Source organism: Mycetocola spongiae, from assembly GCF_020424085.1.
GTDB classification, from domain to species: domain Bacteria; phylum Actinomycetota; class Actinomycetes; order Actinomycetales; family Microbacteriaceae; genus Mycetocola; species Mycetocola spongiae.
In genome coordinates, this window is record NZ_CP080203.1 from 801,205 (window position 1) to 820,412 (window position 19,208).

Annotated in this window: 18 protein-coding genes; 3 read left to right on the top strand and 15 right to left on the bottom strand. The window is 66.2% G+C overall.

The window, feature by feature from the left end; translation table 11 throughout:
* Positions 1-4 precede the first annotated feature (4 nt).
* Complete coding sequence (locus KXZ72_RS03785; RefSeq protein ID WP_226082407.1) at positions 5-832, top strand: ParA family protein; 828 nt, start codon at positions 5-7, stop codon at positions 830-832.
* Positions 833-1,086: 254 nt separating this feature from the next.
* On the opposite strand, the gene KXZ72_RS03790 is transcribed toward KXZ72_RS03785, so the two are convergent.
* The 12 genes from KXZ72_RS03790 to KXZ72_RS03845 all read right to left on the bottom strand — a co-directional run bounded on the left by KXZ72_RS03790 (position 1,087) and on the right by KXZ72_RS03845 (position 14,076).
* Positions 1,087-1,635, bottom strand: a complete 549-nt coding sequence (locus KXZ72_RS03790) for a MerR family transcriptional regulator (protein WP_226082408.1) — start codon at positions 1,633-1,635, stop codon at positions 1,087-1,089.
* A 379-nt stretch (positions 1,636-2,014) separates the two neighbouring features.
* Positions 2,015-3,055: an amidohydrolase family protein gene (locus KXZ72_RS03795; RefSeq protein ID WP_226082409.1), complete on the bottom strand. Its 1,041-nt coding sequence runs from the start codon at positions 3,053-3,055 to the stop codon at positions 2,015-2,017.
* A complete protein-coding gene (locus tag KXZ72_RS03800; protein ID WP_226082410.1) occupies positions 3,048-3,977 on the bottom strand; it encodes a carbohydrate kinase family protein in 930 nt (309 codons plus the stop codon). The genes KXZ72_RS03795 and KXZ72_RS03800 overlap by 8 nt, the downstream gene beginning before the upstream one ends.
* The gene (locus tag KXZ72_RS03805) at positions 3,959-5,482 is read right to left on the bottom strand and encodes a lyase family protein (RefSeq protein ID WP_226082411.1); all 1,524 of its coding nucleotides are present in this window, start codon (positions 5,480-5,482) and stop codon (positions 3,959-3,961) included. Before KXZ72_RS03805 ends, KXZ72_RS03800 begins: the two co-directional genes overlap by 19 nt.
* Positions 5,483-5,523: 41 nt before the next feature.
* Positions 5,524-7,320 (bottom strand): ABC transporter permease, encoded by a 1,797-nt coding sequence (locus KXZ72_RS03810; RefSeq protein ID WP_226082412.1) that lies wholly within the window; start codon positions 7,318-7,320, stop codon positions 5,524-5,526.
* 2 nt (positions 7,321-7,322) lie between these two features.
* Positions 7,323-8,408, bottom strand: coding sequence for an ABC transporter ATP-binding protein (locus tag KXZ72_RS03815; RefSeq protein ID WP_226082413.1), 1,086 nt, complete (start codon positions 8,406-8,408; stop codon positions 7,323-7,325).
* A 122-nt stretch (positions 8,409-8,530) separates the two neighbouring features.
* Positions 8,531-9,598, bottom strand: a complete 1,068-nt coding sequence (locus KXZ72_RS03820) for an extracellular solute-binding protein (RefSeq protein WP_226082414.1) — start codon at positions 9,596-9,598, stop codon at positions 8,531-8,533.
* A gap of 71 nt (positions 9,599-9,669) precedes the next feature.
* Complete coding sequence (locus KXZ72_RS03825; RefSeq protein WP_226082415.1) at positions 9,670-10,824, bottom strand: ROK family transcriptional regulator; 1,155 nt, start codon at positions 10,822-10,824, stop codon at positions 9,670-9,672.
* Between the two features lie 248 nt (positions 10,825-11,072).
* Complete coding sequence (ftsR, locus tag KXZ72_RS03830) at positions 11,073-11,762, bottom strand: transcriptional regulator FtsR (protein WP_226082416.1); 690 nt, start codon at positions 11,760-11,762, stop codon at positions 11,073-11,075.
* 3 nt (positions 11,763-11,765) lie between these two features.
* Entirely contained in the window at positions 11,766-12,269 is a 504-nt protein-coding gene (locus KXZ72_RS03835) for an FHA domain-containing protein (RefSeq protein WP_404823679.1), read from the bottom strand.
* Positions 12,270-12,285: 16 nt separating this feature from the next.
* A complete protein-coding gene (pgsA, locus tag KXZ72_RS03840) occupies positions 12,286-12,924 on the bottom strand; it encodes a CDP-diacylglycerol--glycerol-3-phosphate 3-phosphatidyltransferase (RefSeq protein WP_226082417.1) in 639 nt (212 codons plus the stop codon).
* 54 nt (positions 12,925-12,978) lie between these two features.
* Complete coding sequence (locus KXZ72_RS03845) at positions 12,979-14,076, bottom strand: fatty acid desaturase family protein (protein ID WP_226082418.1); 1,098 nt, start codon at positions 14,074-14,076, stop codon at positions 12,979-12,981.
* Positions 14,077-14,785: 709 nt separating this feature from the next.
* Here KXZ72_RS03845 and KXZ72_RS03850 point away from each other — a divergent pair.
* Together KXZ72_RS03850 and KXZ72_RS03855 are read left to right on the top strand one after the other, a co-directional pair.
* A complete protein-coding gene (locus KXZ72_RS03850; protein ID WP_226082419.1) occupies positions 14,786-14,989 on the top strand; it encodes a cold-shock protein in 204 nt (67 codons plus the stop codon).
* A gap of 125 nt (positions 14,990-15,114) precedes the next feature.
* Positions 15,115-15,513 carry an RNA-binding S4 domain-containing protein gene (locus KXZ72_RS03855; protein ID WP_226082420.1) on the top strand — a complete coding sequence of 133 codons (399 nt, stop codon included), beginning with the start codon at positions 15,115-15,117 and terminating at the stop codon, positions 15,511-15,513.
* A 65-nt stretch (positions 15,514-15,578) separates the two neighbouring features.
* On the opposite strand, the gene KXZ72_RS03860 is transcribed toward KXZ72_RS03855, so the two are convergent.
* The 3 genes from KXZ72_RS03860 to KXZ72_RS03870 are packed head-to-tail and all read right to left on the bottom strand — an operon-like array spanning position 15,579 to position 19,159.
* Positions 15,579-16,322 (bottom strand): GolD/DthD family dehydrogenase, encoded by a 744-nt coding sequence (locus tag KXZ72_RS03860; protein ID WP_226082421.1) that lies wholly within the window; start codon positions 16,320-16,322, stop codon positions 15,579-15,581.
* 17 nt (positions 16,323-16,339) lie between these two features.
* A complete protein-coding gene (locus tag KXZ72_RS03865; protein WP_226082422.1) occupies positions 16,340-18,064 on the bottom strand; it encodes a dihydroxyacetone kinase family protein in 1,725 nt (574 codons plus the stop codon).
* A 45-nt stretch (positions 18,065-18,109) separates the two neighbouring features.
* Entirely contained in the window at positions 18,110-19,159 is a 1,050-nt protein-coding gene (locus KXZ72_RS03870) for a substrate-binding domain-containing protein (RefSeq protein WP_226082423.1), read from the bottom strand.
* Positions 19,160-19,208: the final 49 nt, after the last annotated feature.

Sequence of the window (19,208 nt, forward strand, 5' to 3'; positions counted from 1 at the left end):
TTTTGTGCATGTACTTAGCGTTTCTAGCCTCAAGGGCGGCGTCGGAAAGACTACCGTCAGCCTCGGCCTTGCCTCCGCAGCCTTCGCTAAGGGTATTCGAACCCTTGTCGTTGACCTTGACCCGCAGTCCGATGTGTCCACGGGCATGGACATTGCGGTTGCCGGTCGACTCAATGTAGCGGATGTCCTGGCCTCCCCGAAGGAGAAGACAGTTCGGCAGGCCATTGCGCCCTCCGGCTGGACCAAAACTCACCCGGGAACACTGGATGTTTTGATCGGGAGCCCGTCCGCGATTAACTTCGACGGCCCGCACCCGTCCATCCGCGATATTTGGAAGCTCGAGGAGGCCCTGGCCTACGTCGAGGACGATTATGACCTGGTGCTTATCGACTGCGCCCCGTCGCTTAATGCCCTCACGCGCACGGCGTGGGCAGCCAGCGACCGGGTCTGTGTGGTCACCGAGCCCGGCCTGTTCTCCGTGGCCGCCGCCGACCGCGCCCTGCGCGCGATCGAGGAGATCCGCCGCGGCCTGAGCCCGCGCCTGCAGCCCCTCGGCATCATTGTGAACCGCGTGCGTTCGCAGTCCATGGAGCATCAGTTCCGCATTAAGGAGCTCCGGGATATGTTTGGCCCGCTGGTCCTGAGCCCGCAGCTGCCCGAGCGCACCTCGCTGCAGCAGGCGCAGGGTGCCGCGAAACCGCTGCACATTTGGCCCGGCGATAGCGCCCAGGAGATGGCGAAGTACTTCGATCAGCTCCTCGACCGCGTTCTGCGCACCGGACGCGTGGGCGAATACGCCGATAGCACCGCTAAGGCCATCGAAAAGAACTAGTTTTTCTCCGCAAAAAGCCCGGCTCCGGCCGGGCTTTTTGCGTGTCTGCACATTTTCCCGTCTTCCCCCCGGGGACCCAAAAACGCCCCTTTATGACACTGTTCGGGAGCGTCGCGCCGATTTTTATGCATGCGGCGTCGCATTCCGGGGGTTGTTATTCCGGCGCTATCCCGGCGCCGGTTTTGGCGCCCTGGGCAGATAAAACCCCGCACCGGGGGTGCGGGGTGATCGGCGGGGCCGGGTGCCTCTGGAGGCTAGGAGGCGGAGCGCTTCTTGCGGCGCTGGGCCAGCTCATCGCCGGGATCGGAGGCCTGGCGGTCAAACTCCACCAGCGTGGACTCCACCTCGCGCAGCACCTTGCCCACGGCAATACCAAATACGCCCTGACCGCGGCTGACTAGGTCGATGACCTCGTCATTGGAGGTGCACAGGTAGACACTCGCGCCATCGCTCATGAGCGTGGTCTGGGCGAGGTCGTGAACCCCGGCCTCGCGCAGCTGATCCACGGCGGTGCGGATCTGCTGCAGGGAGATGCCGGTATCCAGCAGGCGCTTCACAAGCTTCAGGACCAAAATATCGCGGAAGCCGTAGAGACGCTGGCTTCCGGATCCGGCCGCACCGCGCACGGTGGGTTCCACCAGGCCCGTGCGGGCCCAGTAGTCGAGCTGACGGTAGGTGATCCCGGCGGCCTTCGCGGCGATTGCCCCGCGGTAGCCGGCATCGGCGTCCAGCTCGGGAAGTCCGTCGGTGAACAGGAGACCCAAATCGTAGCGAGGGCTCTGGCCCGTGCCCGGTTCGTTCATCCGCCTGCTCCCTTCGTTCTTCTATGTGATTGCGATATCTACACGCTACCGGTGTCGGCGCGGGTTCCGGGGAACCGCCACGGATCGTACGGCGGCGTGTCGGGTGTTTCCTGGCAGTCGTGACCGATTTGTGACCCAAATATGGGGCCCGCGGACCCCCGCCGCGGCCTCGGCAACTCCCGTTAGTTTAGGCCGAGCGCGGCGGAATTACCAGGGTTTTATCCGGTCCGGGCCGCGGGGGCAGCGGGTCCGCGGCGGCCCCCGAAACACCCCGGTTTTATGGCCTGCACATCCGACCAAGATGTCTCCGAATTGCGTTCAGCGCGCCCCGCGCCGGTCCGGGCGATCCGGTCCCGGCGCGGGGTGTCACAAAAAACGATCAGGCCAGAGTGCTATCCGCGGGGACCCAGTCGCCGAGCCCGAGGAGCCGGGCCGCGTTGCCCCCGAAGATCGCCTGAATATCGCGCGCCGGCATACCCATCTCCCAACAGATGCGGAGCTGATCGGTGAGATATCGGCGCGCAAACCCCCGGGGGAACCAGGAGGAATCGGAGCCAAAAACCACGCGCTCGGGACCAAAGGTCTCATAAAAGCGGCGGAAGAGATCCTCCAGCGTGAGCTTCTGCGCCATATAGCGCACCCACTGATTGGATCCCGAGGTATCCACGATCACATTGGGGCATGCCCACATCAAAAACAGCACCTGCTGCACGTGCTGAATCCCAAAATGCGGAATCACAAACGTCACTGAGGGGAACCGCTTGGCCACGGCCTCGAGCCACGCGGGTTCAATAAAGTCGTTATGAGCGATTCCCCCGGCCGATCCGCAGTGCCCAAAATGGATCAGCACGGGCACGTTATATTGCGCCGCCAGGGCCCAGACCGGATCGGCGCCGGGGTCGTCAATGCGGCGGGTCATGAGCGGCGCAAATATCTTCAGCCCGCGCAGCCCCAGCTCGCCAAATGCGCGCTCGGCCGCGGCCGCGGCGCCCGGGGCAAACGGATCGGCCATCGCGGCCATCCCGCTGAACTGCCCCTCGCCGCGCTCCACAAGCTCGCGCATCTCCCCGTCTCCCCCGGCCGTGACAAATGCCGCATGCTCCACGCCGTTGCGGGCCAGCTCCTCGCGCCAGCGCAGGGCCTCGCCGAGGCTGCCGCGATCCAGCTCGGCCGCCTCGGGATCGGCGAAGTCCCAGGACCGGCGCCACTGCGCCGAGGTCTCGCGCACCGCGGCCTCGCGCGTGGCGAGGCCGCCCGCGTGGATATCGCAGATGGATTCCGCGGGTCCCCCGCTCGCGCCGAGCTGTCCGCCGCTGAGGCTGCGGGTGAGCGGGTCCTGACCCATCCGGAAGTGCAGATGAAAATCGATGATGGAGATCCCCTGCACGGTGGGTCGCCCGGCGATCACGGGATTATGCACGGGTCACCTCGGGCAGGGAAACTCCCGGGCGCTGGGCCGCGGGGGTGGATACCAGGGTGGTGGCATAGGCCACGGCGATGCGCAGGGCCTCGGGCCAGGAGGATCCCCGAATCACCGAGACCAGCAGGGCGGCGTTAAAGCCGTCCCCCGCGCCGGTGGAATCCACGACCCGCACGGGCCGGGTGGATTCCTCGTACCACTGCCCCTCGGGGGTGGCCAGGGCGGCGCCGCGCGAGCCCAGCTTCACGGCGATCACGGTATTGGTCTCCGCGGCCAGGGCCAGGGCACCCTCGCGCACCGAGCCGGCATCGGTCAGGCCCAGCAGCTCATCGTCATTGGGCAGGAAAACATCCACGGTGCGCAGCGCGGCCAGCAGCTCCGCTCGCACCGGCTCGGTCCAACCCTGCGGGGGCCAGCCGGTATCCAGCACGGTGCGCGCACCCGCGGCCCGGGCCCGATCGCAGAGCGCCTCGAGGTTTTTCCCCCGGAAGCCCGGCAGCAGGAAATATCCCGCGAGCACCACAAATTCCGCGGAGAGCGCGGCGGCCGGAACATCATCGAGCCCCGCGGACGCCATCGCGCCGAGCGAGGAGAGGAAGGCCCGGTCGATGCCGGGTGATTCCACGGCCACGGTCACGGCACTGGGCAGCTCCTCATCAAGCACCAGGATGCTCTCCAGGTGGTTGATTTCCAGTGCACTGCGCACCAGCACCGTGGACTCATCGCGGCCCACGCGGCTGATCAGCGTGGTGGGCTGGCCAAGTCCGGCGCAGCGAATCGCCAAGTTGCCGGCGGAGCCGCCGACGCGGATATCGATCCCGGGCACAATGCGTTCGGTGCCCGGGGCGGGAAGATCGGCCACGCCGGACACCATGATGTCCAGGTTGGTATTGCCGATGACGGTTATCGTGTGCTGGGCCACTGGTCACCCTCGGAGATCGTGGTGGCGAGCGAGAGCAGCGCCTCCCGGGTATCGTCCAGGTGGCCGCGCCGCGCGGCAAATCCGGCGGCCAGCTCCTCGGCCCGGCCCAGGGCCAGCCCGGCGGCCACCCGCACGGCCTCGCGCCCGGGGCTTCCCACCTGCTCGCGCTCCAGAATCCGTTCGGGGCGCTGACCGGCGCCCAGCGTGAGCGCGGTCAGCTCCTCGTTCACCTCGAGGCCGGCGCCGATAAACGCCCTCTCCACGTCCTCGGCCGTCCAGGCCGTCGGGTCCTGGGCGCGCACAAGCGTTCCCACGACATCGTGGGCGGCGCGCCACGGCACACCGCGCGCGGCCAGGGCCTCGGCCACGGCCGTGGTGGTGGCACCGGACTTCACGATGAACTCGATCGAGGGCAGCTCGGCGAGCTCCAGGCCGATAAAAAGCCCGTCCAGCATGCGCATAAAGCGCACGCCGCGCTCCCCCGCCCGCCACAGATGCTTTTGCACATCGGTGGTGGCGTTATTGGAGTCCTCGTACCAACCCGCACCGATATTGGCAAAGACCGCCGCCATATCGGCCGCGGAGGCCCCGGCCATGGACACCATATGTTCCAGCACCACGGGGTTTTTCTTTTGCGGCATGATCGAGGAGCCCTGCGTGAACGGGGTGGGCGTCGCGATCCAGCGGAAGGTCATCCATTCCAGCAGGACCCGGGAGAGCCGGGCCCCGGTCGCGGCGCTGCGGGCCTGCACGGCGGCCAGGCGCATAAAGTGTTCGGCCCCGGCCACGGCCTCATAGCTGGCGGTGAACGAGCGGTCGAAGCCCAGGAGCCTGCCCACCAGGGCGGAGTCGATGGGCAGATCGGTGCCGGTGAAGGCAGCGGAACCAAGCGGGGAGACGTTCAGCTCGTCATAGACGCTGAGCATCTCATCGGCCTGGCTCAGCAGCGCCTCGGCAAAGCCCGAGAGTACGTGGCCGATCGTGGTGGGCTGCGCGGGCCGGCGGTGGGTGAACCCGATAATCAGGCTCTCGGTATGCGCCTCGGCGAGCTCGGCGGCATCGCGGGCCGCCTGGACTACCAGGTCGGCCTGGTCCAGGAGCTGTCGGCGCAGGACCATGCGGAAGGCCCCGGCGTCGAGGTCATTGCGGCTGCGGGCGAGCTGCACATCCAATTCGGCGGTGCCGATCCCGCAGGCGGCGGCGAGCTGCTGCTCGAGGAAATAATAGGGGTCCTCCACGGAGCCGTCAAAAACATAGTCCTGATGGCCCTCGGCATGACGCGTCCAGAGGGTGAGCAGGCCGGAGATGAGGCGGGTCGCGCGGTCCCGGGAGAGAATCCCGGTCTCGCACAGCATATAAACATGCGCGATGCTGGCCTCCACAAACGGAGGGTAGATCACCGGGGCGGCCTCGAGGAAGGCATCACGCAGGTGGTTATCCCAGTAGATCGAGAGTTCGGGGTTATCCACGAGCGGGACGCGCGGAGTGAGGGGGGATGTGGTCATTTTTATCACCGGATTCGGATAGCGGAAAGGATGGGGCGGCGCTATTGCGCCGCGTTCGCGGGGGCGGCGGTGCCGGCGCCGGCCAGCGGGGCCGAGACGGGCACCACGGGCGCGGAGACCGCGGGGGTCCCGTCGATCGTGGTGCGGCGCGGGCGGCGGCGTAGGCCGCGCGGCTTTTCGAGACGCTGGGAGACGATCAGCACGATCAGGATCGCGATCATCTGCAGCGTGCCATAGGCCGCCGCCGTTCCAAACTGATTGGAATAGATGCGGTTATAGATCTCCACGGAGAGCGGGGCAAACCGGGCTGGATAGACCACCACGGAGGCCACGTATTCCCCAAATCCCTGGATGAAGGCCATCAGGGCTCCGGCGAGGATTCCGCGATACATCAGCGGCACGGTCACGGTGCGCAGGGCGCGCCACGGGCCGGCGCCGAGGCTGCGGGCGGCCTCCTCCACCGAGGGATCGATCTGCGCCAGTGCGGCGTTCGCGGAGCGGAATACCAGCGGCAGGAAGCGCACAAAATACGCCACGGGCAGGATCCAGAGCGACCCGATCAGCACCTGGCCGAGGTTAAACGGGCTGGGGCTGGCAAAGGCCGTCACGAGGTTCACACCGATCACCGTGCCGGGCAGCGCCCAGGGAATCATCACCATCACGTCAAGCACGGCCTTGCCCGGGCCCTTCCAGCGCGTGACCACCCAGGACGCGATCACGCCGACCAGCACACAGCCGATCATCGCAAGAAACGCCATCTGCGTGCTCACCAGGATCGGGCGCAGCGTGGCCGGATCGGTGAAGATCCGGGCAAAATTATCCCAGGTATATTCGGGCGGCAGGATCTGGATGGTCCAGGAGCCGTCCACCGTGAAGGCCAGGAGCGCGATGGTCGCGGCGGGTGCCATCAGAATAATCACGAGGATCAGGGAGCCCACGCCGGCCGAGAGGCGCGGCAGGAAGCCGTGAATCACGCGGATCGCCTGCGGGGTGCCCTTGGAGGCCCCGCGGTGCAGGCGGCGTCCCTCATACCAGCGCATGCCCAGCAGGAACAGGATCGAGACCAGCGAGAGCACCACTGACTGGGAGGCCGCGAGCGGATAATCGCCGCTGGTGCGCGAGGAGACGATCTGCATCGTCAGCGTCTGGACGTTATAAAACTGTGGCGCGGTAAACGAGGCCATCGAAACCATAAAGGTCAGCAGCGCGCCGGAGACCAGCGCGGGGGTGAGCATCGGCAGCAGGACCGTGCGCCACAGCCGGAAGCGGCTCGCGCCGAGGTTCAGCGCGGCCTCCTCCATCGAGGCGTCCGAGCCCGCGAGGCCCGAGGAGACGGCGAGATAAAAATACGGGTACATGGTCATCGTATGCACGAGGATCACACCCATCACGCCGTTGGCCGAGATCGAGGCGGCGTCCATCCCAAAATACTGCGAGAGGAAGCGCGGCAGGATTCCGCTCTCCGAGTAGAGGAAGTAGAAGGATACGGCGCCGATCAGCGGCGGCAGGGCCATCGGGAGCATCGCGAAGATGCGTAGGGCGTTACGGCCCGGGAAATCAAAGCGGGTCAGCAGCACGGCCAGGGCCGTTCCGATGATTCCCGTGGTGAGCACGGAGACCACCGAGATCCCCACCGAGAGGCCCAGCGCCCGGCTGGAGCTACCGCTCAAAAAGCCGGAGTAGGCGGCCCCGCCGTTTTCGAGGCTGGTGGTGGCGGTGGCGATCATCGGGATGACGATATATACCAGCAGCACCAGGACCAGCGGAACGGCGAGCCAGTAGATAAAACGATCGGAGGAGGTGATATCGGAGCGCTTACGGAAGCGACTCAGACCCACCGTCACGGCTTCACCAGCCAGACGCGCTCGTGGGCGGGAACGATGGCAACCTCATCGCCGGGCTCGGCGCGCTCCAGCGCATCCGGCACGGAGACGATGAGCTTCTGGTCGTTCCAGGCGATCTCATAAATATTCACGGCCCCCGTGAACTCGGCCGTGAGCACGCGTCCGCGCAGCTCGTTCTCGGCCACGAGCGTGGGGTTCACGCGCAGGGCCACGGCCTCGGGGCGGATCGAAACGGCGGTCTCCTCCCCCACGGTTACCGCGGCGGAGGCGGTGCCCGTCACGCGCGGGGCCCGCAGCACGGCGCCGTCACCCAGGCGAACCACCACGGTATCGTCCTCGATGCCCAAAACCGTGCAGGGCAGCACATTGGAGCGGCCGATGAAGCGCGCCACAAAGCTGGTCGCGGGGCGGTGATATACCTCGCGCGGGCTCGCCACCTGGTGGAGGTGGCCGGCCTCAAGTACCGCGACCCGGTCACTCATCGCCATGGCCTCGGCCTGATCGTGGGTGACATATAAACACGTGATTCCGGCGGCCTTCTGGGTCGCGCGAATCTCGGCGCGGGTCTCCTCGCGCAGCTTCGCGTCGAGGTTGGACAGCGGCTCGTCCAGGAGCAGCACCGAGGGGCTGATCACGAGGGCGCGGGCGAGTGCCACGCGCTGCTGCTGGCCGCCCGAGAGCATATCGATGCGGCGCTCGCCATAACCCTCGAGGCCCACCTGAACCAGGGCGCGGGCCACGCGCTCGCGCTTTTCGGCGGCGGCGACCTTGCGCACGCCGAGGCCATAGGCCACGTTGGCGTTTACGGTCATATGCGGAAAGAGTGCATAGTTTTGGAAGACCATGCCGGTATCGCGCTTATTCGGCGCGGCCGTGGTCACATCGCGGTCATCAAAGTGGATGCTTCCGCTGGAGGGTGCGATGAAGCCCGCGACCATGCGCAGCGTGGTGGACTTGCCACAGCCCGAGGGGCCCAGCAGGGTGAAAAATTCGCCGTCCTCGATATCGAGGCTCAGATTGGCCACCGAGGGCGAGGCACTGCCGTACTGCTTTGTAATGTCGTCGAGGAGGACGCGCGTCATGTTGGCTCCGAAGGGCTGGGGAAACAGAAATTGGGGAGGAAAAGGGGACCGCCCGGCGGCAGGGCCCACGCTATGTGTGGGACGCGGGCCGTGCCGTCGGGCGGTGGAAGAGCGGGCTGGGGTTAGCCCTGGTCCTTGATATTGGCCGCCCAGTAGGCGATCCACTCGGTCTCGTTCTCGGCGACGCGCTTCCAGTCCACGTCCATTTCCTTCAGCTTGAGCGGTGCGAGCCAGGCGGGCTCCTCGCTCAGCGTGATGGTGGGGATCTGGAAGTAGGTCTCGGCGAGCTTGGCCTGGTTCTTCTCGCTCAGCAGGAACTCGAGGAAGGCATCGGCACCCTCGGGCGAGGGGCCACCCTTGATCTTGGCCACGCCGTCCACGAGCATCGGGGCGCCCGAGGTGGGAACCACGGGGGTGAACGGGGACTTCTGGGTTTCAATCTGCAGCATGACATCCTGCAGGTTCCAGGCGGTCACGGCCGCCTCCTGGCGCGAGAGGCGCAGGTAGAGGTCGGTGGGGTTGGCGGCGTAGACCTTGGTATTGGCGTCGAGCTTGCGCAGCCAGTCGAAGCCGGGGGCCGGGTCGGTGCCGGTTCCCATCTCGCGGTCGATCATGGCGGAGTAGATCGAGCGCATGGTGCCCGAGGCCTGGACATCGCGGATCACGAGCTTATCCTTCATTTCCGGGGCGATCAGATCGTCCCAGTCCTTGGGGGCGGAGGCCTCGTCCAGCATGTCGTGGTTATAAACGATCACCTCGGCGAGCTTCATTTCGCCAACCCAGAGACCATCGGGATCGCGCTGCTCGGCGGGAACCGCCTCGATCACGGCCTCGGGTGCCTTGGCCAGCAGATCGGCGGCGGCCGCCTGCTGCATCTGACCGCTCGTGGCTCCCCACCAGATATCACCCTGGGGGTTGGACTTTTCGGCCTTGATCCGCTCGAGTGCTTCCTGGGCGCCGAGGGTCAGGACCTCCACCTTGCCGGTGTAGTCGGGGTTGGCCGCGATGAAATCGGCTACGACGGCATCGGCCAGGCCCTTATCGCGGGCGGTATAAATGGTGATCGGGGTAACATCGCCGCCGGAGCTGCTCTCGGAGCTGGGCTTGGCATCGAGTCCACAGGCGGATAGCGACAGCACGAGGGCTGCCGCGCCGGCGAGAACGGCGAGGTGTTTACGTTGAGGCTTCATTGCATCTCCTAGTGGGGGTGGGGGTGATACTGCGTCGGGCCCGCGCTGCTGCGCCGCGGTGGGATGCCCGGTTATTCGGCCAGCGCGGAAAAAAGCACGACGGGATCCGCGAGCACGGTGGCGATGGCCCCGTGCAGGATCGAGGCGTTTCCGAGCGAGGCGAAACTTACCTGGGTGGGCGAGGGGGCTCCCGCGTCCACGCGGCGACGCAGGGTGGCCCGGGCGGCATCGCCCAGGTCCCCCGCCTCGCCGGAAAAAATGACACTGCCGGGGTTAACCACGCAGATGCAGACCACGGCGGCGAAGGCCCACGCGCGCACCGCGTCGTCCAGGAGCGCCGCCGAGGCGGCGTCCTCGCGGGCACAGAGATCGGCGATCACACGCTCGGGGTCAAGCTTGATCCCTGCCCGCGCGGCGTTTTCGAGGAGGCCGGGGGTGCTCCAGCGTTTTTCAAACTCCCCGCGGTCGCCGTGCTCGGCGCCGTCCAGGTCCTCGGGCAGGAATCCGATTTCTCCGGCCGAGCGGGTGGCTCCGGCCAAGACCCGGCCGCCGATGATGATCGTGGCTCCCAGGCCCTCGCCGATATGCACCAGGACCAGATCGTCCTGGCCGATTCCGGCGCCGGCGATGCGCTCCCCGTGGGCGATCAGGTTAACGTCGTTTTCCACGGTGGTATGGATACCCACGCGCTCCTCGATCGCCGCGGCCAGCCGCACCCCGGGTGCCCGGGCGAAGGCGGGTGCGAGGCTCAGCGAGCCATCCGCGGCCACCACGCCGGATACCGAGACCACAATATGGGTGGGCGGGATCGCCGCGCCGGCGAGCAGCTCGGAGAGGCACTCGATGGTGCTCTCCACGGGCAGGGCGGCGTTAAACGGCCGCTCGACGCGGGCCACCTCGGCGGCGGTCAGGTCGATCAGGGCGGCCCAGACGGTTTCCCCGCGCAGGCCCACCACGGCCACGGTCAGCGCGGCGCGGTCCAGTTCAATCAGGGTGCTGCGGCGGCCGCCGGTGGATTCGGTCTGGCCCGCCTCGCGCACATAGCCGGCTTCGATGAGCTCCTGCACGATGCCGGTCACGGCCGACTGGCTATAACCGGTGTGGCGGGCAAGATCGGTGCGCGAGAGCGGGCTCTCGGCCAGCAGCGTGGAGCACACGGCCTCCACCCGAATGCGGCGCAGGGCCTCGCGTCCGGTGGGTGCGGTGGTGGGTGACGTCGTCGACATACTTACATTATGCAGTGAATAAAGTAAGACTGTCAATGCGCACCTCGACGGCGGCGGGATCGCCGCCGTCCCCCGGGGCTGCCTGCCGCCCACGCAGGGGTCGCGGAAACGCGCGCGGATCGCGCGGAACTACCGGCGCGCAAAAATACCCGGCATCCCGGGGCGGCCTCCCGCACGGGGCGGCGGGCGCGCATACCCGGCATCCCGGGTGGGGCGGGCGACCGCCACTCCCCCGCGCGGCGCGGCGGCTAGCGGGTGATACGGTCGAGCGCGGCGCGCAACAGGGTGGTGCGCACCACGTCAAATTGCGAGGCAATCTCGGCGCTCTGCTCCGCGGCCTTGGCCCGGCTCGCGGCATCCTTGCGCGCGTTGAGCGGAATCAGGGCGCGCTCAATCAGGCTCATCTCGCGCTCCACCTGGGTATGAAAACCCCGCAGGTGTCGCGGCTCGATGCCCTGGGACTGCAGCCCCACCAGCGCGGCGGCCATCGAGAGGGCGTCCTCGCCGAAGCTCTCACCCGGCGCGATTAATCCAGCACTCACGGCCTCGCTAAACAGGGTGCTGGAGGCGCCCGTCTCGGAGAGAATCTCCTCGCGGGTATAGCGGCGCACACCCGGCAGGATGGTGGCCCCGACGCCGGGAATCACCGGGGTGACCCCGGCATCAAGATCGGCCAGATAACCACGAATCACCTTCAGCGGCAGATAGTGGTCGCGCTGCAGCGAGAGAATCAACCGCAGCCGCTCCACATCGGCCGGCGAAAACTTCCGATACCCGGATTTGGTGCGCTCGGGCGTGACCAGGCCGCGCTCCTCGAGGAAACGCAATTTTGAATTGGACAGGTCGGGGAAATCTCCGGAGAGCCTGGCCAAGACCTGCCCGATCGAGAGCAGACTCGCGGCCGGGGAGGCCGCACCCTGCGCCGCGCGAGCCGACACGGTTTAGGCGTCGCCCGGAACGAACAGGTCGTGCCGCGACGGATAGAACGTGAGGCGGAACTTGCCCACCTGCACCTCGGCGCCGTCGTAGAGCTCCACGCTATCGATGCGCTCACCGGCATAATACGTGCCGTTGAGGGAGTTCAGATCGTGCAGCTCAAATCGCGTGCCCTGGCGGCGGAACTCGGCGTGGCGCCGGGAGACCGTGACATCGTCGAGAAAAACATTGGCATTGGGGTGGCGACCCACCGTGGCCAGATCGGCATCCAGGAGGAACCGAGCCCCGGCATTGGGGCCGCGACGCACGATCAGCAGTGCGGAGCCCGAGGGCAGCGCGTTGATTGCATCCTGCTCGGCGGCAGTGATTTCGCGGTCGATGGGCGAAACGGCCAACCCGAGATCCTGGCTATAGGCAGCGGTGGCGTCTACGGCGCGCTCACCGGCGGCCTGCTCACTCGCGGGCTGGCGCAAAAACGATCCCGTTTGCGGATTCTTGTCTTCATGAATGGACACCGTGGACCTCCTAGTTATTTAGCCTATCGGATTGGGGACCCTCGTGGGACCCCCCGACCTCGCTGTCGGACCGATTTTGGCGAGAGATTTTGACGGTGGCGATCAGATATAAAATCCCCGCCCACCAGTACAGGGCCGCGCCGATGAGCGCAATACCCAGGCCGATCATATGCAATACGCCCGGCGTCTTTTCCAGATATGCCGCGAGCATCAGCAGCGGGAAGCCGATAAACAGGCACGCGGTGGCCCATTTTCCCACCCAATTCACGGGCAGCGGCGGATGCTTGAGCCGGGCCAAAACGGCACCCAGTCCCACCAGCATGACATCGCGGCCGAGGATGGCCACCACGAGCCACCACGGGATCATCTCGCGCCAGGCGAGCCCAAGCAGTGCCGCCAAAATATACAGGCGGTCGGCCGCGGGGTCCAGGAGCTTACCCAGCTTGGAGACCTGGTTGAGCTTTCGGGCCAGATAGCCGTCCAGGAAATCGGTGATCCCCGAGATGGCGAGGATCACCAGCGCCTCAAGGTCATGCCCCTCCACGAGCAGGACCAGGAATACCGGTACCAGCGCGAGCCGGAGGAAGCTCAGCAGATTGGGCAGGGTCAGGATGTGGTCGGAGACCTCGTCCTCTGCTTTATCTACCATGGCCCATAGTTTAGCCGGGAAGGGGTGGGGCGCAACGGAGCCTGGCCGCGAATATTAGCGGCGGCGCAGATCGTTCATCATCGGGCAGTCGAACGGGTCGCGGGCCGAGAGACCCACCCGGTTCAGATACTCGATCACGATGCGATAGGAGTTCACCAGATTGGTCTCGGTATACAGCACATCATGGGTGCGGCAGTATTCGATCACAATCTCGCGGGCCCGCGCGAGGTGCGGGCGCGGCATGCTCGGGAACAGGTGGTGCTCCACCTGGTAGTTCAGCCCACCCATGAAGATGCTCATCGGCATTCCACCGGAGATATTGCGCGAGGTGAGAACCTGCTTGCTCAGGAAGTCCACCTTAACCCCGGCGGGGATCAGCGGCATTCCCTTATGGTTCGGCGCAAACGAGGCCCCCATATACACACCAAATACGGCCATCTGCACGCCGATGAACGCGAAGGCCATGCCGAGGGGCAGGAACCAGAACAGCACGGCCACATAACCGATCAGGCGAATCGCGATCATCGTGAGCTCCGCGCCACGCCCGGGCAGCTTGCCCTTGGCAAAAAGCGTGCCGAGCGAGCGATAGTGCAGGTTCAGGCCCTCCAGCGTGAGCAGGGGGAAAAATAGATAGCCCTGGCGGCGGGTAATCATCGCGAGCAGGCCGCGCGCCTTGGCGGCGTCCTCCGGGATAAACGAGATCGTATCGATGTCGATATCCGGGTCCTTGCCGATGGTATTCGGATTGGCGTGGTGGCGGGTGTGCTTGGTCATCCACCAGGAATAGCTGATGCCCACCACGCCGGCGGCCAGGAAGCGGCCGAGGCGGTCATTCGCGGGGCCGGATTCCAGAACCTGGCGGTGCGAGGCCTCGTGGGCCACAAAGGCAAACTGGGTGAAAATCAGCCCCAGGGCCCCGGCGATCAACAGCTGGAACCAGGAATCGCCGAGCAGGATGAACCCGGCCACGGCCCCCGCGAGGGCGAGCGTGAGTACGCCCAGGTTCACCGCGTAGAACAGTCGCTTGCGCCCGAGGAGCCCCTCATCGCGCACGGTCTTCAGCAGCGCGGAATAGCTGCTGGTGATATTCGTGCGGTCCGCACGACGGGGAGTGGTTGCGCGAATCGCGCCCAGGGTAGCCTCGGAGGACATAAGCACCTTTGCCTGACGGGTTGTTTCGACTTCCCAGTCGGCGGGAGAAGAGCGGGTGCTCTGGAGATGGTCCCAGGCTACTCGGTCCACCCTCGAACATGTTCCGGATAAGGAATATTGCCAGTTTGTGCACAAATAAGTGTTTTTATCTTCATATGTGCGCTAGTGTGAACGAGCAAGCGCAGTTTGTCTCGCGGTTCGGTTCGATGTGCATCGATTCGGAAGTCCCACCGCTCGCAGGCCTTCACTTTTAGACCGATGGACCCTAGTCAGCACCAGGGGAACATCAACAGAAAACTTCCTTTTATAGATGTCACGCATGACCATTCCTGAACCGGCCTCAGTGCCCGCAGGACCCAGGCACGCCCGGCCCCGCTTTTTTGCGGTCAGTCCCGGCGGCCCGGCGCAGGCCGAACACGACTGCGTTCCCCCGTGTTCACTCCACCCTCGCTCGGGCCGTACCGCAGATGGTACGACTCCCCGCGCGTCTTCATACTCGTTCACACGGGATGCTCCGGCTATCGGTCTTGACCGATCTCTGGCAGTATCCTCCGTGAACGTTGTCGCACAGTTGTTGTATTGCACAGGTTTTGGGGCGATCAGGTCTTCCTCTGGAAGCATGAGAGCTTTTCTTCAGGAGCGAGCACAGAACACCGCGACGAACCGGTCCGTTTTCTCGGACCGGGTCACCTAAAGAAAAGAGATAATCATGGCTACTGGTACCGTAAAGTGGTTCAACGCTGAAAAGGGCTTCGGCTTCATCACCCCCGACGACGGCTCCGCCGACGTCTTCGCTCACTACTCTGCTATCGCCAGCAGCGGCTTCCGCTCGCTCGACGAGAACCAGCGCGTTGAGTTCGAGACCGTCACCGGTCCGAAGGGCCTGCAGGCCGAGAACATCCGCGGCGTCTAATTTCATTAGAACCGTGATGTTCGGGCGGGTGACCCCGGTCCCCCGCTAGCGCATTCAAAACGCCCCTACTCTCCCTCGGGAGGGTGGGGGCGTTTTTTGGCTATCGGGGGCGATAGGCTGGGGCCATGAGCGAGAGTGGATCGGTACGACTGGACAGCTGGCTCTGGGCCGTGCGACGTTATAAAACCCGCTCCCAGGCCACCACCGCCTGCCGCGCGGGCCATGTGCGCGTGAACGGCGATCCGGTGAAGCCCTCCACCCGGCTCAAGATCGGCGATGAGGTGCGGGTGCGGGTTGCGGGCTTTGACTCGATCCTTGAGGTCACCGGCCTGATCACAAAGCGTGTGGGTGCCCCGGCCGCCGCCCTCGCGGCCCTGGATAAAACTCCCCCGCGCCCCAGCAAGCTGGATACCGCGGCCCCCATCTATCGCGATCGTGGCGCCGGACGCCCCACCAAGCGGGAGCGGCGCGAGCTTGATGCGCTGCGCGGCTACGATCGCCTGCCGATGCCCGAACAGGACTAAAAAGGGCCCGCCCGTCCCGAGGGACGAGCGGACCCGACTATTCCGGCGAACCCCCGGAATTCTCTTTAGACGATGGTGAAACCACCGTCAATCACCAGGTTCTGCCCGGTGACCATGGCCGCCTCGGTTCCCGCCAGATAGGCGATCATCGCGGCAATCTCCTCGGGCTGGGCAAAGCGTCCCACGGGAATCTCGGCGCGGTGACGCTCGCCCTTTTCCCCGGCCCAGGCCAGCTTGCCCAGCGGGGTCTCCACCACGGTGGGCGAGACGGCGTTAACGGTCACACCCGCGCCGCCCCATTCCAGCGCCAGCACGCGGGTCATCCCGAGGATGCCGGACTTGCTCGCGCAATAGGCGACGTGCTCATCGATGCCCACCACGCTGGCCTGGGAGGCGAGATTAATCACGCGCCCATAACCCGCGGCGGTCATCACGGCACCGGCCGCGCGAGCCATTTTAAAGCTCGCGGTGAGGTTCACGGCGATGGTCATATCCCAGGCCTCATCACTCAGGTCCACGGCCTTGGCCAGCTTCACCACGCCCGCGGAGTTCACGAGGATATCCAGCCGCCCGGTCTCGGCCACCACGGCACTGACCACGTCATCGGCGGCGCGCGGCGCGGTCAGATCCCGCATCAGCGCGAGGTGTCCCGTGCCCGGAAGCGCCGCCATGGCGTCCTCGAGACCGGCGCCCAGATCCACACCCGCGATGCGGGCGCCGCGCTCGGCCAGATAGGTGGCGACCGCGAGGCCAATTCCGCTTGCCGCGCCGGTGACGATGGCCGTCCGGCCCTCAAATTCCTGTGTCATGTCTCTTGGCCTTCCGTCTAGTTATTTTCCGTGCCCGCGGTGCGGGCCAGATCGGTCACGATCAGGGCGAGCGAGGTCGCTCCGGCATCCGGGGTACCCACGCTCTTCTCGGCCAGCGGGCGCGCGCGCCCCAGGCGGGGCCGCAGCGGTGCGGTATCCGCGGCCGCGGCGGTGGCCACCTGGGCGGCGGCGACCCAGGCCGCGCCGGCGGGCTCGCCCGCGGTGATGCGCGAGCGCAGCTCGGCGGCGAAGGGCACCAGCGCGTCCACGAGGGTTTTATCCCCCGGGCGGGCCCCACCCAGCTCGAGGATCGCGGACTCAAAGCCGGTCACGGCCGCCGCCAGCTCGGCCGCGCCATAGTGCTCACGGTCATCGCCCAGTGCGGCGGCGAAGCCCTCCAGCGCCGCACCCCACAGCACTCCCGAGGTGCCTCCGGCAAACTCCGCCCAGGCCCGTCCGGCGGCGCGGATCACATAGGCCACGCCGCCGCCGGCCTCGGCCGCCGCGCGGGCGGCCACGAGTGCCGCGTCGATGCCCTTCACCATTCCGCGTCCGTGATCGCCGTCCCCGGCCACCGCGTCGATCTCGCCCAGGCGCACCTCGTGGGTGTGCAGGGTGGTGGAGACGGTGGCCAGCGCGCCCACGGCGGCCGGGGCCAGCGCGAGGGACGCGGCCGAGGCCGCGGGAATCTCCACGCTATCGGCCTCGGCAATCGCCCCGGGCTCGGGGATAATCAGTGCGGCCACGGGGGCCGCCTGCTTCCGATACGCGGGGGCATAGGCATCCGCGCGCCAGAGCGGTTCCAGCTCATCGTCCAGCCACAGCAGCGTCAGCGAGCATCCGCCCATGTCCAGGCTGGTCACCAGCTCACCCACCTCGGCGTCCACCACCTCCAGGCCGGCCTCGGCCAGGAGCGGGGCGATACTGGCCCAGAGCAGGAAAAGCTCCTCGTATTTGGTGGTGCCCAGCCCGTTCACGATCACGCCCACCCGGTTGCCCGGATTGGCGGGGGCCGCCGCGAGCACATCGCCCACCAGCAGCGTGGCGAGGTCGCGGGCGCTGGGCAGCGGCTCATCACGAATGCCGGGCTCACCATGGATGCCCAGCCCCAGCCCGAGGTGTCCCTCGGGGACGCCAAAGAGCGGGTGTTCCGCGCCGGGCATGGTGCATCCCGAGAAGGCCACGCCGAGCGTGCGGGTGCGCGCATTCGCGAGGTTTCCCAGCCGCTCGACCTCGTCCAGGTCCAGCCCGCGGGCCGCGGCCGCACCCAGCGCCTTAAACACCGTGAAGTCTCCCGCGATGCCGCGGCGCTTATTCTCCTCGGAGGCCGAGGCGATGTCATCGGTGACGACCACGATGCGCACGTCGATTCCCTCGGCGCGCAGGCGCGTGGCGGCGATGCCAAAGTTCATATTATCTCCGGCGTAATTGCCGAAGCTCAGCACCACTCCGCGGCCCTGATCGGCGGCCTTGGCCACCGAATAGACGTGGGCCGCGGAGGGTGAGGTGAAGATATTTCCCACCACCGCACCGGTGGCAAACCCGGGACCAACCAGGCCACAGAAGGCTGGATAGTGTCCCGAGCCGCCACCGATCACCACGGCCACCTGCGGCTGCGCACCCCGCTCGCGGTGTGCCACGGCTCCGCCGGGGACCCCGCGCAGGCGGTCCGAATACAGATTCAGGAAGCCCTCAAACTGATCTTCGGCAAAATCCGCGGGGTCATTAAACAGGGTGGTCATGATGATGCGTTTCCTTTGATTGCGGTGCGGGTGAGGGGAGGGAAATTACTTGGTCTGACCCGGCAGACCCTCATAGGCGATATTGCCCGAGGCGAGGTTGTCGTCGATCAGCTTGGGCAGCGTCTTGAGGAACTCGGCACGCTCGGTCACGACGTTCTTGAGGGCCACCTCAACGTTGTCCTTGCTGATTGCGGGCATGATGTAACGCGGGGTATCGGTGACCTTCTCGCCGCGGGCGATCTTGGCGGCCACGGCCAGTCCGGCCGCCATCTCCACGGTGCCGTGCTGGAGGGAGGTACCGATGAACTCGCCGTTCTTCACGGCGTTCAGGCCGTCCTCGATACCGTCGATGCCAACCACCTTCACGCCGGTCTTACCCGACTCCTTCAGCGCCTGCACGGCGCCGAGGCCCATGTCGTCGTTCTGCGAGATGACGCCGTCGATCTCATCGCCGAAGGCGGAGATCCAGTTTTTCATCTTATTAACCGACTCATCGCGCTTCCAGTTGGCGGTGTCCTTGGCCAGGACCTCGATGCCGGGGTTCTTGGCGAGGACGTTATCGATGCCCTTGCCGCGGTCGATCTGCGAGGATCCACCGAGGGGGCCCTCCAGGATGACAACCTTGCCGGTGCCGCCCAGGGCGTCCACCATCATCTGGGCCTCCTGCTCGCCCGCGGCCACGTCATCGGGCTGCACGCTGCCGTCGAGGGTCACGCCCGAGAGCGAGGTATTCACGTCAATTACCGGGATTCCGGCGTTCTTGGCGGCGTTCACCTGCGGGCTGAGCGAATCGGCCTGCACCGGGTTGATCAGGATCGCGTCAACCTTCTGGTTAATATACTGATCCACCTGCGTGGCCTGGGTGGCCACATCAAGGTTGGCGGAGTTCCAGAGCAGCTTGATGTTATTGGCCTTGGCGTAGGCCTCCATGCCCTCCTTGCCCTGGGTGATAAACGAGGACATATCGTAGACGGTCACACCGATCGTGACGGAATCACCATCACCCGAGGCGGAGGTATCCCCCGCGCCGCAACCGGAGAGGACCAGCACACTCGCGGCGGAGAGGGCGATTCCGGAGAGGACCCGTGTCGTCATTGACGTTTTCTTCATGATATTTCGCTTCCTGTAGTGGATGGGGAGAAAA